Here is a 15,409-nt window from a genome sequence, read left to right on the forward strand (position 1 = left end):
GGGCAGGTTTGCGGTGTGTCACGTGTTCTCATTACTGGTGCAGCGGGCTTTATCGGCAGCCATACCGCGGATCAATTGTTGGCTTCCGGCGTGGAGGTTGTCGGAGTCGATAACTTTCGCACTGGATCGAAATCGAATTTGCGCGGAGCAGAAGCGAACGCCCGGTTCTCATTTTACGAAGAGGATGTGGCCGCAGCCGGGGCGTTGGATGCACTGGTGGAAAAAAATCGTCTGACCGCGATCATCCATCTCGCTGCTTTGGTGAGCGTGCAGGAGAGCATGGACGACCCCGCGCTCAACCACCGACTGAACGTCGATGCGACGCACTACGTGGCCGAGGCGGCTCGCCGACATGGCGTCCAGCGGGTGGTATTTGCGTCGTCGGCGGCGGTTTATGGAGAGACGGACGTCGGAGCGATTGATGAAGAAACGCCCAAGCGACCGATCAGTCCCTACGGTGGGGCGAAGCTGGCGTCGGAAGGGTTGTTGCTGGGACATGGCGCGGCCTATGGATTCACGGTGCGGTGCCAGCGCTACTTTAACGTTTTCGGCCCGCGCCAGGATCCCGCTTCGCCGTATAGCGGGGTGATTTCGATTTTTGATCAGCGGTATCGGGACGGTCGGGGGGTGACCATTTTTGGTGATGGCCGCCAGACCCGTGATTTCATCTCGGTCCACGATGTGGCTCGCGCCAACGTGATCGCGGCGACCCGGGATGGTTTGACGTCGGGGATCGCGAATATTTGCACGGGCCGCTCGACATCGCTGCTCGATGTGGCGGCGGTGTTTGCCCGGCATTATCCGGATGTGCCTGCTCCGATCCATGGTGATCCCCGCCACGGCGACATTGTGCATTCGTTGGGGAAAGCAACCGTGGCGCAGCGTGAGATGGGCTTTGAAGCCACCGTCGCGGTGGCGGATGGCTTGGCGGAGTTGATTGAATCGGGATGAACTACCGTCGCTTCAGCGTGGTATTCGCGTTGGTCTTTGCTTGGTGGCATCTCGGGGCGACCCCGACTTCGTTTTACGTCAATTACGATGCGCAGGTTCCGGTGGCACCGTTGCGACTGCATCCGCTGTCGATTGTGCATCCTGAAGCCGAGGTCGACCTCTCGGCGGCTCATGCGGAGGGGAATCGGGTGCTGGCCTACTTGAGCGTGGGGGAAATTGCGGCCGATGCGTCTTATCGTCCGGAGGCGTTGGAGCGGGGACTCCGGTTGCGCGGGAAAAACGAGATTTGGGACTCGGACCTGATCGATTTGAGCGACGAGCGATGGGTTGACCTGTTGGTGGACGAATTCGCCCGCGCGGCAGTGGGACGCGGGTTTGATGGATTCTTTTTGGACACGCTGGATTCCGTGGAATCCGACGGCCGGGCGGGGGCGGTCGCGTTGGTGAGACGACTGCGCCAGTTGCAGCCGCAAGCGATGATTGTGGCGAACCGCGGCTTTGATTTATTGCCCGATTTGCAGGACGTGGTGGATGGGGTGCTGGTGGAATCCGTGTTTGGCACCTTCGATTTCAACGACCGTCGATATCGGCCGGTGGCGGCGAACGACACGGCGGTGCTGGTCGAGCGATTGCATGCCTTGAAGTCCGAGGGATACGAGGTGTTCGTGCTCGACTACGCCGACCCGACGGATGAGCCGACGGCGCGAAACATCGCTTCGCGCATCGGGGCGGAAGGTTGGCATGCCTTGGTGGCGACACCCGATTTGCGAGGAACCGTATTGGCCCCGTGGCGTGACGTCGGACGGAGGGTTTTTAGCTTTTATGGAAACCTCTCGGCGGACCCGACTGATCGGGTGCAATGGCCGGCGGAGTCCTTCACCGGTTTGCGCCTGCAGGCCGCGCTGGAGTGGTTGGGCTATGAAGTCGATTACGGCAAAGTAGAGGCGGGGCGGGCTTTGCCTCAACTGGGCGTTGAAACGGTCGCAATCATCTTGCCGCGAGCGTGGGAATATCCGGAAAGCGAAGAATCTCGTGTGCTCGACTGGTTGGTGGCGCAGCGGGAGTCGGGTCGGCGGATATTGATATTTGGCGCGGTGCCATTCCAGGACGAGGCCGTGCGGCGGCGATTCTTCGAAGTCTTCGGAATCGGAGGAAGCGGGCGGATGATCTGGCCGGTGCGCAACTTGCGGGAAGTGGTCAGCGACCCGGCCATCATGGCGGGCGCGGAATACCAGTCCCGGGGGCGGCCGATCCAGATTCCGGATCTCCAGGCTCCGCGCGACAGCCATGTCATGCGGTCGGTGGTGGCCAGCACGCCGACGGGGGAAGAAGTCCGGCTCGACGCGCTTTTTGCCACGGGGTGGGGCGGCGTGGCGCTTGATCCCTATCTGACGTTTCAGCGACCGGACTTTCAGGAACTGTGGCAGTTCGATCTGTTTGCCTATCTCGAAGCTGTGTTGGGCCGGTTGCCGGGACCCGTGCCCGATGCCACCACGCGCGAAGGCCGGCGGATGTTGATGAGTCACATCGACGGGGATGGGTTCATCAACCGGAGTGAAGTCGAGGTGGGCCATTCCTCGGCGCAGGTGGTGCGCGATCACATTCTGACGCAGTATCCGATCCCCATCACCGTATCCGTGGTGGAGGCGGAGGTGACCGGAGCGGTGAAGGGAAGCTCTCCGGAAGCGGCGCGTCAGTTCGAACGGACGGCTCGAAGTATCTTCGCTCTGCCCAATGTCCAGGTGGCCTCCCATTCCTACTCCCATCCGTTCATGTGGATCGCCAACGACCGCAATGCGGGGCTCTACGACCGACCCAATCTGGAGTTGAACGTGCCGTATCCGAACATGGACCTGGAGCGCGAAATAGCGGGCTCGGTCGACTACATCAATCGCACGCTCGCGCCGCCGGACAAGCCGGTGGAGGTGTTCCTGTGGTCGGGCAACTGTCGTCCGCCGCCGACGGCGCTGCGCCAGGTGAGGGAACTGGGACTGCTGGCGATGAACGGCGGCGACACGGTCATATCGCGGCGGACTCCCACGCTCAACGGCGTCGCGCCGCGCACGATGCCGTGGCATGACGAGTTGCAGGTGTTCGCGCCGGCGCAGAACGAAAACGTTTACACCAACAATTGGCGCGGTCCGTTCTTCGGCACGTTTATCCATGTTATTGATACGTTCGAGCGCACCGAGTCACCGCGGCGATTGAAGCCGGTCGACATCTACTACCATTTTTACAGCGGCGACTATTTTGCGTCGCTGCGGGCGTTGGAAACCGTCCATGACTGGGCGATGGCGCAGCCGCTGCACGCGATGAAAGTGTCGGACTACATCCGCATCGCGCAGGATGCCCGGGCGGTCCGGGTGTATTCAAATGCTGAAGACTCGTGGGCCCTGGTCGGGGATGGGGCGTTGCGCAGTTATCGTGTGCCGGCGGCATGGGCCCCGCGGATCGACCTGACTGCGAGTTCGGGCATCACGGGTTGGTCGGTGCAGGGAGCGGAAGCCTTTGTGCACACCACGGGCCGGCGGGTGACTCAACTCGTGCTGGCTCCGGCGGAAGACGAGCCGTCGACGCGCGCCCGGTTGGAGTCTTCCACCGGCGGAATTGAGTTCACGGACCGGAGGGCCCGTCGTCTGCATTTTGCGGTGCGCGATCTGCGACCGGTTACGGTGGTCCTGGCGGGCTGGCCGTCGGACATCGAGCTCGAGGTCGAGGTGGACGACACCCGATCGCGGATGCGGTCCGGGGTGGACGGGCGCGTGACGTTGTCGCTGCCGGCGGTCGCGGAGGTGAGGGTGGAGGCCGCCCCGGCACCATGAGGGATTCCGCGTCAGCCTCGTCCCGACCGATATTGTCCTGGCGCCAACTCGGCGGCATCCTGCTGGCCTGTGCGGGCGTGGTCTATCTCCTGCTGCCCGGTGACTCCGAACTGTTGGAGCAGCTGGTGCGGGACGGTAACATCGCCAAGGCGCGGCGGGTGTTGGCGGTGGTGGCGGCCGAGGAAATCGAGCGCGAGCCGTTGCGCTATGCGCTCGCCGAGCAGGAGCTGGATCGATTGGAGTTGAAGCCACCGGCCACGGCGCCGGAGCGGGAAGCTTACTGGCGGGCCTCGCTGAACCGGTGGAAGTCGCACGGCTATGCCGACGCCTTGTTCATTCGTTGGATCAAGGATTTGGAGACGGTGGATGCGGTGGACGACTTCTGGCGCGAGCTGCAGCGGGATTGGGCGCAGGTGCCGGTCAATCAGCGCGCGGCCTTGACGCGGCGGTTCGTCCCCCTGGCCTTGGCCCGGGAACGGCCGGAGGTGGCGGCGGCGTGTTTCGCGATGATGCATGGCGAGTCTCCGGCGGAGGCGGAAGCGGCCCTGGAGCTGGCCCGACTGCAACGGTTCGCGGGAAATCCCGAGGCGGCGTTGCGGGCGATTTCTGGTTTGCCGGACGGGCAGGGCACGAGCCTGAGAATTTCCCTGCTGAGGGAGATGAATCGCAATCGCGAAGCGCTGAATCTGTTGCTCGCGGAAGCGACTGCGACCGACGAATGGGAGGCTCCGCAGGTCGAACGGATCGCCGCGTTGGCGAGAGCCGCAGGGGAACCGCAGGTGGCACTGCCCATCGTCTCGGCTTTTGCCGCGGCGAACCCGGAGATGCTGGCGGCGTGGCGACTGCTGGGGGCGTTGCAGCGGGAAAACGGTCGGTCGGAAGCGGCGCGGGAAACCCAGCAGCGGGTGGTCGAATTGACCGACCGGGATGCGGACGAACTGAGAACCTTCGCGCAACTGCTGGAAGGCACCGGCCGCCCGGGGGAGGCGTTTGATGTGTGGTGGGAGCTGGGCATGAAGGGCGATCGTCATGCTCTGGACCGACTGGTGGCGTTGAACCCGGGACTGTATCGCGACCATGATCTGCTGCAGGTGCTCGACCGCATGGTGCCGGTGGCCGGCCATGACGAATACACCCTTTTACAGGCGCGTTTCCTGACGGAGGTCGGTCGCTACGGTGAGGCGGTGGAAGCGTATCGGCAGTTTCTGGAGGCGGAGCCCGAAGCCGTGGCGTCGTGGTTGGAACTGGCGCGGTTGGAGGTGGAGCTTTACCGCTATGCGGATGCGGCGGAGCATATTGAACGGGTGGAGGCGTTGGGCGCGGACAGCGTCGAAATCCGGCGGCAACTGGCGGATGTGTGGGTGGCGTTGGGCGACTATGAAAAGGCGCTGCCACTCTATCGCGCGGTCGCCGAGACATCGGGAGAGATGGACGACTACGGGGCGTATTTCCGGCTCGCTCGCGGTCTGGGCGCTTACGAAGACTACGTGGCCGGACTGCGTGGAGTGGTGGAGTCGGCGGAGGCCACGGCATCGGATCATGTCACGTTGGCCTATGGTTACAATTTGCTGGGACAGCCGGAGGAGGCGCGCGAGGTTTTGCGAGCAGGGATGCAGCGGTTTCCGGAGGACAGTGAAATCAGACTCCGCCTGGCCTATGCGTTTTCCGACGTGAAACGTTATCACGATGCCCAGCTGGTGACGGAGGGGTATCCCGGTCTGGGATCGAACGTGGAAATGGTCCGGCTGCATTTGTTGATGATGCGATTGAACAACGACCTCGAGGCAGAGCGGGCGTTTTTGCGGCGCGAATTGACCGAGGCGGTGCGGGCCGATCCGGAGGTGCGGCAAGCCCTGTCGCGGGCGCATCTGGCCGCGGGGCAGAATCTGGAAGCCGAGCAGCTGTTGCGCGGGTTGGCGGCGGAGTTCCCCGACGACTGGGATATTTTGGGAGACCTGATTTTGGTGATGCAACGGCTCAACCACAACGAAGAGGCGCAGGCGTTGCTCGCGCCGCATCTGGCGGCCGATGATCCCCGGGCCTTTAAACTGGCCGCGGATGTGGCCGCCGCGTTGGGAGAATATGCGAAGGCCGAGCAATACCAGATCCGGTATTTGTCCCTCGTGTCTCCGGCGGAGCCCACGAGCTGGGGGGCGTTGGGCGATATCCGACTGGCACGAGGAGATCGGACCGGAGCCAAGCGAGCGTATCAGCGGGCCTTGCGGGAATTGCAGTTTCAGTTGCTGGAAGCAGAGGAGGACTCTCGATGACGCGGGTATGGTCGAGATGGATACGGATGGGGATTGCCCTGCTCTCGGGGGGCGGGGGCGCCGGTCTGCGGGCGGCGACGGACCTCTCGTTGCCGATTGAAGACGCGGCGATGATCAAGCAGGCCGCGGACCTCGACATCGAACAGCGGCGTTATCTGACCTACCTCTATGCGAGATTGAACAAGCCGAAGGTCGCGACTGCGATCGGGGAATCGATTCTCATGGAAAACCCGAGCGACCGGCAGACCCTGCTGGTGCTGGCGTCGATGGCGACGGAACAACGCGACGGCGAAGCGGCGGTGCAGTTGGCCGAGCGCTACTTGAGATTCTACCCCGGCGACAACCAAGGCCGTTATTTCCTGGGAGCAGGTTACTACTTGCAGCGACGATTCGTGCAATCGGCCAACGTGCTGCGGGAGTTGAAACGGGAACAATATGCGCACCGACGCTATCCTTATGAAACGGATCTGGCTTCGGCCTCGGCGTCGGCGGGGCAGTGGTATCGGGCGATGTTGAGTTATCAATCATTGCTCCGCCATCACGAGCTGGGGGATGAGCTTCGAGATGAGGTGCGTGAGGCGCTTGACCGCATTTACCGGGAGCACGGTCCCCACGTGGCGGCGGCGTGGCGCGGGGTGGTGCTCGACAATGGCGAAGTCTGGCGCACCGAAGCTTCCCACGCGATGCATCTGAACGACCTTCACTGGTGGACGGTGGCGGGACACGAAGATCGCGTCGCGATCGAATCCGTCCCGGGCCTGCGGTCGCGAACGGTGCGCCGGGCGGACGCGGAGATGGGCGTGCGATCGAGGTGGAATGCCCGCTGGACGACCGAGGCCGGACTGGGGCACGGGGGAGCCGGATGGATGAGCGAAGTGCGCGCCCGCTACACGTTTGCGCCCTCGCGCACGGTGGAATTCGGAACGTGGTGGAATGAGCGGGCGACGGACAGTCTGGTGCTGGAGTCGTTGAACGGTCGGCAGGACTGGACCGGATTGACCGCTTCCTGGCAGCTGGAAGCGGATCTGAGCTTGGGCATCAAAGCCGGGATGAGGGAGGTGTATGTGGCCGGAACCCGTCTGGGCCAGGGGGACGGAATTGAGGTTTCACTCGATCAAACCCTCCGGCGACACGGCCCCCAGTGGATCGTGGGTTATCGGGGGGCGGTGGCGTCATTCAACACCGGGGCGACCGACTTGACTCTCGTGGATCCGACAGTGCGCCCGGGGCTGCCTCCGGGCGGGCGTCGGGCGGTGCTCAACAATCTCGTCAGCCCGCGCATCAACCGCCACGGCATGGGCTGGACGCTGACCGACAATCTGGCGGATGCCTGGAGCTATCGACTCACGGTCGGCGGTGACTATGATTTCGTGCTCGACTCACTCGGATTCAATGCCGGGGTGGCCGGCATGTTCCGACCACGGAAAAGTATCGAGATCCAGGGAGAGCTGGGCTACAGCTCCAACGCGTCAGCCAGCAACGCCGGGAACGAGGCCGTTCTCCTGAATCTTTCGTTTCGATTTCATTACTGATCTCAAATCACCCTCCCATGTCCCGCCTCGTATTATTTTGTCTAATCCTATTCACCGCCGGTTGCGCCAACGTCATCACGACCGGCGGCACCGACGGACAAACCATTTCCATCAGCCGACTGCTGCTGCCTCCGTTCGTCAACGCGACCGATGATGAATATGCGGCCCGGGCGCTCACCGAGATGACCGGCAGCGCGTTGGTGGAGGCGGGAATCCCGCTCTACCAAACGGAGCAGTTGGTGATGCGCACCGTCGGCGATGAGGCACAAGGGAGCGACGGACGCTACGCCGAACTCTCCCGCGCGAGCGGCGCTTCCCATCTGCTCATCGGCACGGTGCATGAATACCGCTACAAAACTGATCTCGATGGCGACCCGGCAGTCGGAATCACCATGCGAATCGTCGACGCCCAGACGGGGGAAACGGTGTGGCAGGGCACGAGTGGCAATGTTGGTTACGCCTTCGCGTCCGTGACCTCGGCGGCGCAAAAAGCCGTCAATCGACTGGTTAAAGCGATGCCGATTGCAGGCAGCCGTTCCGGACGCTTCCGCTGACGGATCGCACTTGTTCGCAGCGCGCCCTGACATGAATCTGAGAGGCATACTGACACCGCGAATGGTGTGGTCGGATGTCGGGGTGATCGGCCTGCTGCTGGTCGGAGCAAACCTGCTCCTGGGGCGGGGCGACATCGGTTGGCTGGAGTTTAATCCGACCCCCTACCTGCTTTTGCCCATCTTGATCGGAGGGCGATATGGCTTTGGTCCGGGACTCTACGCGGCCGTCGCCGTGGTGGTGGGGGTGGCCGCGGGTCGGGTCTGGGCGGGGCAGGCCGTCACCGTGTCGCAGGTGATCCGGGGCAACCCCGCCTGGTGCGCCAGTATCGTGGTGGCGGGGGCGGTGGCGGGGGAGCTTTGGTTGTATTTCCGCCGTCGTATTGTGGAGCTCACCGCCGGGGAGACCCAGTTGCAGGACAAGCTGAGAAAGATGGATGCCAACATCACGGTCCTGCGCGGGGCCAAGGATGAGTTGGACCGCCTGACCGCCGCCCGGGACGGTGAGATCAGTTCGTTGGACGCGGATCTGCGGCGGCTGCACGCCTGTGCGGCGACGGAGCTGCCCGAAGAAATCATGCAACTGCTGAAGCGGCAGGCCCGTGTGTCGGATGCGGCCCTCTACCGGTCGGCAGAAGCGTCTGCCGACGACGCCCCATGGCAGCGATTTGCCCTGCTGGGGAGGGAGGAGAACCTGCCCGCCACTCTGGATCTGGACGAACATGGCATGGCCGCACGGGCGGTGAAGCAGCGGTCGTTGGTGACGTTGCCGGAGATTCTCGAAGGAACCCGGTTGGTGGGGGAGTCGGCATTGATGGCGGCTCCGATGATCGGATCCGATGGACGCATCCGGGCGCTGTTGATCGTGACGGGAATGCCCTTCATCGCCTTCACTCCGGCGGCGGCCAATCTGGTGTCTCTGGTGTGTTCCTGGAGTGGTGGTGTGCTCGAACTCAGTGAAGAGGCGGAGGGCCGCTATCGCATCGTGGTGGGTCGGCAAGGGCAGCGCATATTTTTCGCCGCCTACTTCAATCATCTGGTCGAGGTGGCTCGGGAAGCCAGTCGCAAGCATCGGCTGCCGTCGTCCTTGGTGGAGGTGGCCTGGCCCGGACACGCGGGCGGGGATCAGGCGCATTTCGAGCGGGTGGTGATGGGCGCGGTGCGCAGCGGCGACATGGCGATGCAACCGGACCGATCCTTCCCTGCCTTGGTGATCTTGTTGCCGCTGGCCGGAGAGCGTGGCACCGATATTTTCATTGATCGCTGTCGGCAGAATTGCCGTCAAAACGACATCGATCCCACCACGCTTTCGATCAACCGATTGGATCTGGGCGAGACCGAATCCGCCGAGAGGGCGTTGAGCCAGTTGGCGGCAGCCAAAGGAGGCACCGGTGTCTAGGTTGGCGCTGATCGCGGGGGCGTTGTTGCAGCTGGGAAGCGGTTGGTGTATTCACCGGGGTGCCGGGGACGTTTCCATCCTGCTCCTGCAGCTGGGGGGCGCGGTCACGTGGGGATGGGGCACCCGTTTTTTCCCGTTTGTCGCCACACCGAGTGCGCGGTGCCTGGCCGGTGTCATGGCACTGGTGATCCCCGTCTTCGGCTGGTTGGTCTCGGCTGCGTTTACCAGTTTGATGTGGATGAAGATGCCCCGGACACGAGGACGGTCCCTGTTGGTGTGGTCCGATCGCAACCTGCGCATGGAAACGGATCTGCAGACCGTGCCGGGATCGCAGGAGTCCATCGCCGAAATTTTGCGCGGCCCCCATATCCAGGCGCGCCGCAACGCCATCCTGGCCGTGAAGGACCTCGATCCATCCTCGGCGCTGCCGCTGTTGCGCAAGGGACTGCAGGACAGTGACGAACAAGTGCGGATTTTTGCCCAAAATTCGCTCAGCACGCTCATGGAAGGTTTCGAGGCGGGCATCAAACAACTCGAGCGGCGCCTGGCCGAAGCGCCGACGGAATTGGCGACGGTGGTCGGATTGGCAGAACAGTATTTCGAGCTGGTTTATCTCGATGTGGCAGGGGATGAGGAAACCTCCGCGCACTTGCTGGGCAAAGCGGCCGATCTGCTCGCCCGGGCGGCCGCCCAAGCTCCCGATGATCGCCGGATCTGCCTGCTGCGTCTGCGGTATGCCCTGCGTCGACGAGACGTCGCGATGGCCGGAACCCTGCTCGCGCAGATTGACCAGGATCCCGCCGACGAGCAGATGCTGCTGCCATGGCGCGCCGAGTTGGCGTTTCAGATGCGTGATTGGTCGGGCGTGCGCCGGATTTTGAAACGCTTCGCCGAGGCCGGTTACGTGAACACCCGGATCGAAGCGCTGGCCCGCTTTTGGCGGGTGAAGGAGCGGGCATGAGCGAAGTCGCCGAGGAACGGATTGCGGACGTATGCCTCGTCCTGGAGGGCACGTATCCCTATGTGCAGGGCGGGGTGTCGTCGTGGGTGCATCAGATCGTGACGCAGCTTTCCGAGGTGACCTTTGCGTTGTTCTTCATCGGCAGCACGCGGGAGCAGGCGGTCAAAAAGCGCTACACGCCACCGCCCAATGTCATCGCCATCACGGAAGTGTTTTTGTTCGAGCGTCTGCCCGAAGCACAGCTGGAGCCCCGCAAATTGTCGGCGAAGGTGCGGGAGTCCTTTTATTTGTTTCTGCGCGATTTTCATGAGGCGACGGACGAACCCGGCCGGCTGGCCGCGTGGTGGTCGGTGATCGATTGTCTCGACCAACCGGATACGGACCTGACGTTTGGCAACCTGATGCGGGACGAGGAGGCGTGGCAGCTGCTGACCGACCTGAGCGACAGCCGGGCCCCGCACGAATCGTTCGTGGATTTTTTCTGGGCCGTTCGTTTCCTGCACCTGCCGGTATGGACGGCGCTGCTGGCGCGGCATCAGATTCCCCGGGCCCGTATGTATCACAGCGTTTCCACCGGGTATGCGGGCATGCTGGGGGCGATCGCGGCGCGTCGGCACGGCGTGCCGTATCTGATCACGGAACATGGCATCTACACCAAGGAACGCATCGCCGAGATCAGTCAGGCCAAGTGGATCCATGACCCGCCCAGTCGCTATTTTGACGTCGATCGCGGACTGGGGCCGGTGAAGCAAATGTGGATCGGGTTGTTTGTTTTTCTGGGACGTCTGAGTTACGCGGCGGCGGATCGCACGATCTCGCTGTTCGAAGGCAACACCGATTTGCAGATCGAATTCGGGGCCGAAGCCCGCCGTCTGGAGGTCGTGCCCAACGGCATCGACCCGGCGATCTTTGATCCCGCGCGCGAACGTCGGCGGAAACGGCTGGAACAACCCGGGGGGGGAATCGTGATCGGATTCATCGGGCGGGTGGTGCCGATCAAAGATGTCAAAACCCTGATCCGGGCGGCGCGGTCGGTGGTGGCGCGGGAACCGCGCGCGCGGTTTCACCTCATCGGGCCGACGGAGGAGGATCCCGACTACTTCGCCGAATGTCGGCAGATGGTCGAGTTGATGGGATTGAAGGACCAGGTGCTCTTCCTCGGCCCGCAGAATGTGCGGGAAATCCTGAGCGATTTGGACCTGTGCGTGATGACCAGTATCAGCGAGGGGTTGCCGTTGGTCATACTGGAGGGGTTTTCGGCGGGCGTGCCCTGCGTGGCCACGGACGTCGGGGCCTGTCGGGAGTTGATCTTTGGGCGCACACCCGAAGACAAGGCGCTGGGCCGGGCGGGTCTGCTCACGAAAATCTGTTCGCCGTTGGACACGGCGGACGCGTTGCTGCAGGTGATCTCCGACCCCGAAAATCTCGTGCGCATGGGCGAGGCGGGGCGGACGCGGGTGGAGCGCTACTACCGGCAGGACGACATCATGGACATCTATCGTCGCTATTACACGGATACGGCCTGGGCGGGACCGGATGCGCCCGATGGTCCCTATGCGGATCGTGCGCCAACCTCTGACACCGCCACCTGATGGCCGGAATCGGATTCAGACTCATCCGGCTGCTCGACAAGCAGAGTTACACCGGAGCGATGCAGGCCTACGGGTATGCCGCGCTGGTCGGCAGCGGCCCGTGGGTGTTGTCCATGATGACGCTGGGGCTGCTCGGCGTGGCGTTGCGGGCGACGCAGGCGGAGGCGGAGCTGGATCAGTTTTTCGTCGCGGTGACCCATGTCTTCGCTTTCACCCTGATCGCCACGGGACCGCTGCAGATGATCCTCTCCCGCTACGCGGCGGACCGGGCGTTTGCCCGGGAGGAGTCGCGCGTATTCCCCTCCTACCTCGGGGCGTTGATCGTGGTGATGGGAGGCGGGGGAATCATCGGGGCGGGCTTCTTCCTGGGCGGCGTGCCGGGGCCGCTGCTGTTTCGCTACGCGGCGATGGCGCTGGTCATGGTGGTGTCGGCCATCTGGATATCGACGGTCTATATATCGGCGGTGAAGGACTACGGGGCGGTGGTGCGCTGTTTTGCCATCGGCTATGCGGTGAGTTTTGGCGGGGTGTGGCTGGGGGGGCGTGGATTCGGGCTCTCCGGCATGATGATCGGATTTCTCCTCGGGCAAATCGTGCTGTTGATGACGTTGTTTCGGGTGATATTCTCCGAGTTTGGCGCGCGGGCGGGCCCGAGTTTCGAATTCTGGGGTTACTTCATGAAGCACCGGATACTGGCGCTGTGCGGACTGGTTTACAATCTGGGCATCTGGATCGACAAACCGTTGCACTGGTGGCTGTCGACGGATGGAGCGCAGGTGGCCGGTTTGATGTGGGCGGCCCCGTTGTATGACGAGGCGGTTTACCTGAGTTTTTTGTCGGTGGCGCCGGGCATGGCGGTGTTTCTGTTGTCGGTGGAGACCAGCTTTGCGCTGCACTACGAACGCTTCTTCCGCCAGGTGACGGGCAAGGCCACATTGTCCGAGCTGCGTGCCTCGAAGCATGCGATGATTGGGGCGCTGCAGGATGGGTTAACGAAAATGCTGAAGTTTCAAGGCGGGGTCACGTTGCTGTTGGTGTTGAGCGCGGAACCCCTGTTGGCAGGACTCGGACTGGGGGCGGTGCAGACGCATATCTTTCAGATGACCCTGGTGGGGGTGTTCCTGTTGGTGGTGCTGTTGGCGCTGCTGACCGTGCTGTTCTACCTCGATCGACTGAAGGAGGCGCTGGTGGCGTGCAGTTTGCTGGCCGTCTGCAACGCGTGGGGCACGGTCCTGGCGTTGTGGGCCGATGAGCGGTGGTATGGTTTGGGGTTTACGGTGGGAACCGCGGTGGCCGTGGTCTACGCCACGCATCAGGCCAATCACTGGCTGAGCCGGCTGGACTACGAAACGTTTTCGGCGCAGCCGCTGTATAGTTGAAATGGCGCGCCGGCAGCGAGCAGTGCGACCCTCGCCGCCGGTGCCGGAAAGATGTTTCCTCCTGCAAGTGTATTACGCTTGAACGGATGAATGGTGCCAGACCTGCTAGGTGAACACCCTATGCAGCACGGCAAACTACTACTGATCGACGACGATCGACTGCAGGCGCAAATCGTGCGTCAGCAGTTGAACAGCTTCCGGAGCTCGGTCTTTGAGTTCGAATGGGCCTCGACTTACGAAGAGGGTCTGGAGCGACTGTTGAGTGAGGAGCACACCGCTTGTTTGCTGGACTTCCAATTGGGACCGCGGGACGGGTTGGCGCTGATTCGGGAGGCGAGGGAGAAGGAGTGTGCGGTGCCCATTATTTTCCTCACGGCGGATTCGTCGCCGGACATTGACATCGAAGCCATGAATGCGGGCGCCCTGGACTACTTGGTCAAAGGGGAAATCTCGCCGGCCATGCTCGAACGGTCTTTGCGTTACGCCCTTAAACTGAGCGAAACCCTGGCGGAATTGAAGCGATTGGCGACGCGCGATGCGCTGACGGGATTGCTCAATCGTCGCGAGTTCAACCGCCTCCTGGCCGAGGAATCGGAACGTTCCCATCGCTTTGGCCGCCCTTTTTCCCTGGTGTTGCTCGACATCGATCGGTTCAAGTCGATCAACGACCGATACGGGCATCCGGCTGGCGATAGCGTGCTGCGCGAAACGGCGGAGCGCTTGCAGGGACTTATGCGCAAGGTGGACCGGTTGGCGCGGTTCGGTGGCGAGGAAATCGTCGCACTGCTCGTCGAACTTGATCAGGAACAGGCCCACGATGTCGCCGAGCGGATGTTGGAGGCCATTCGCTCCACCCCGTATGCGGTCGAGGGACAGGCCGCCGGCATCTCCGTCACGACCAGCGCCGGCGTCGCGGCCATGCCCGGCAAGATCTCCACCGCCAAGGAACTGTTATCCGCGGCGGACGACGCCCTTTACCGCGCCAAACGGGGTGGCCGTGACCGGGTCGAGTCGGCCTGAGACGAGAAACGTCTACGCGGAAGCGGGCGCGGCATCGGCCGTTGGCGGTGCAATCGACTCGATGTCCTCGGGCAGTTCCAGCACTTCGGCATGATCAGTGGGAATCTCGCTCGGCATGGGATAGGATTTCACAAAATCGGCGAAGTCCACGATTTCGAAGCGACCGTCCAAGTGCTCCACGATGGCGGTGAGTGACTCCACCCAATCGCCGCTGTTCAGGTAGTGAACGTCACCAAACATTTTGTCGGCCGCGGTGTGAATGTGACCGCACATCACGCCCATGCAGTCGCGGGATCGGGCGAGCTCGACGATGTGTTCCTCGAAGTTGGACACGTGGCTCACGGCCCGTTTGACACGGGCCTTCACGGCCTTGCTGAGCGAATAATAGTCCTTGCCGCGCCAGGTGCGCCACCGGTTGTAGAGGCGGTTGATGCGCATGAGCAGGCGGTAGCCCCAGTCGCCGAGATAGGCCAGAAACACGAAATTTTTGGTGACGGTATCGAAAACATCGCCGTGCAAAACGAAGTAGTTTCCGCGCGGCGTGGTGTGCACGTAGTCTTCCACGATCTGCAGATTTTCGAACGCGATGGGCAGGAATTTAGCCAACACGTCGTCGTGGTTGCCGCGCAGGTAGATGACCTCGGTGTTTTTCTTTTCCAGTTTCTTAAGGATCAACCGGATGAAGCGCGTGTGGCTCTTGGGCCAGTGGCCGGTTTTTTTCAGCCGCCAGCCGTCGATGATATCGCCGTTGAGAATGATCTTCTCACAGCGGGTGTATTTGAGGAAGTGGTTAACTTCGTGAACCTTGCAGTCGTCCGTCCCCAAGTGAACGTCCGAGATGATAACCGTCCTCACGCGTAGCGGTTTTGGTGTCATGAGCGGTGCGACCCTAGCAGAATTACAGGCTCCTTGCCTAGAGGGGGGAAGTGAAC

The 15,409-nt window shown here is 62.6% G+C and carries 11 protein-coding genes; 10 read left to right on the forward strand and 1 reads right to left on the reverse strand.

Going from position 1 to position 15,409, the window contains the following annotated elements; genetic code table 11:
• The first annotated feature begins 15 nt into the window (after positions 1–15).
• The 10 genes from PXH66_RS04575 (at position 16) to PXH66_RS04620 (ending at position 14,477) form a co-directional block, all read left to right on the forward strand.
• Entirely contained in the window at positions 16–951 is a 936-nt protein-coding gene (locus tag PXH66_RS04575; protein ID WP_330931311.1) for an NAD-dependent epimerase/dehydratase family protein, read from the forward strand.
• A complete protein-coding gene (locus PXH66_RS04580; protein ID WP_330931312.1) occupies positions 948–3,773 on the forward strand; it encodes an endo alpha-1,4 polygalactosaminidase in 2,826 nt (941 codons plus the stop codon). Before PXH66_RS04575 ends, PXH66_RS04580 begins: the two co-directional genes overlap by 4 nt.
• Positions 3,770–6,043 (forward strand): tetratricopeptide repeat protein, encoded by a 2,274-nt coding sequence (locus tag PXH66_RS04585; RefSeq protein ID WP_330931313.1) that lies wholly within the window; start codon positions 3,770–3,772, stop codon positions 6,041–6,043. The genes PXH66_RS04580 and PXH66_RS04585 overlap by 4 nt, the downstream gene beginning before the upstream one ends.
• 26 nt (positions 6,044–6,069) lie before the next feature.
• A complete protein-coding gene (locus tag PXH66_RS04590; protein WP_330931314.1) occupies positions 6,070–7,575 on the forward strand; it encodes a tetratricopeptide repeat protein in 1,506 nt (501 codons plus the stop codon).
• 17 nt (positions 7,576–7,592) lie between these two features.
• A complete protein-coding gene (locus PXH66_RS04595) occupies positions 7,593–8,129 on the forward strand; it encodes a hypothetical protein (RefSeq protein WP_330931315.1) in 537 nt (178 codons plus the stop codon).
• 61 nt (positions 8,130–8,190) lie between these two features.
• Positions 8,191–9,525, forward strand: coding sequence for a hypothetical protein (locus PXH66_RS04600; protein WP_330931316.1), 1,335 nt, complete (start codon positions 8,191–8,193; stop codon positions 9,523–9,525).
• Positions 9,518–10,486: a HEAT repeat domain-containing protein gene (locus PXH66_RS04605; protein ID WP_330931317.1), complete on the forward strand. Its 969-nt coding sequence runs from the start codon at positions 9,518–9,520 to the stop codon at positions 10,484–10,486. Before PXH66_RS04600 ends, PXH66_RS04605 begins: the two co-directional genes overlap by 8 nt.
• Complete coding sequence (pelF, locus tag PXH66_RS04610; protein ID WP_330931318.1) at positions 10,483–12,078, forward strand: GT4 family glycosyltransferase PelF; 1,596 nt, start codon at positions 10,483–10,485, stop codon at positions 12,076–12,078. Before PXH66_RS04605 ends, pelF begins: the two co-directional genes overlap by 4 nt.
• Entirely contained in the window at positions 12,078–13,457 is a 1,380-nt protein-coding gene (gene pelG / locus PXH66_RS04615; RefSeq protein WP_330931319.1) for an exopolysaccharide Pel transporter PelG, read from the forward strand. The genes pelF and pelG overlap by 1 nt, the downstream gene beginning before the upstream one ends.
• Before the next feature lie 120 nt (positions 13,458–13,577).
• Positions 13,578–14,477 (forward strand): diguanylate cyclase, encoded by a 900-nt coding sequence (locus PXH66_RS04620; protein WP_330931320.1) that lies wholly within the window; start codon positions 13,578–13,580, stop codon positions 14,475–14,477.
• Positions 14,478–14,489: 12 nt separating this feature from the next.
• Here the strand turns inward: PXH66_RS04620 and PXH66_RS04625 are convergent, their stop codons facing one another.
• Positions 14,490–15,353, reverse strand: coding sequence for a UDP-2,3-diacylglucosamine diphosphatase (locus tag PXH66_RS04625; protein WP_330932241.1), 864 nt, complete (start codon positions 15,351–15,353; stop codon positions 14,490–14,492).
• Between the last annotated feature and the right edge of the window lie 56 nt (positions 15,354–15,409).

It is taken from the genome of Synoicihabitans lomoniglobus (genome assembly GCF_029023725.1).
GTDB lineage: Bacteria > Verrucomicrobiota > Verrucomicrobiia > Opitutales > Opitutaceae > Actomonas > Actomonas lomonigloba.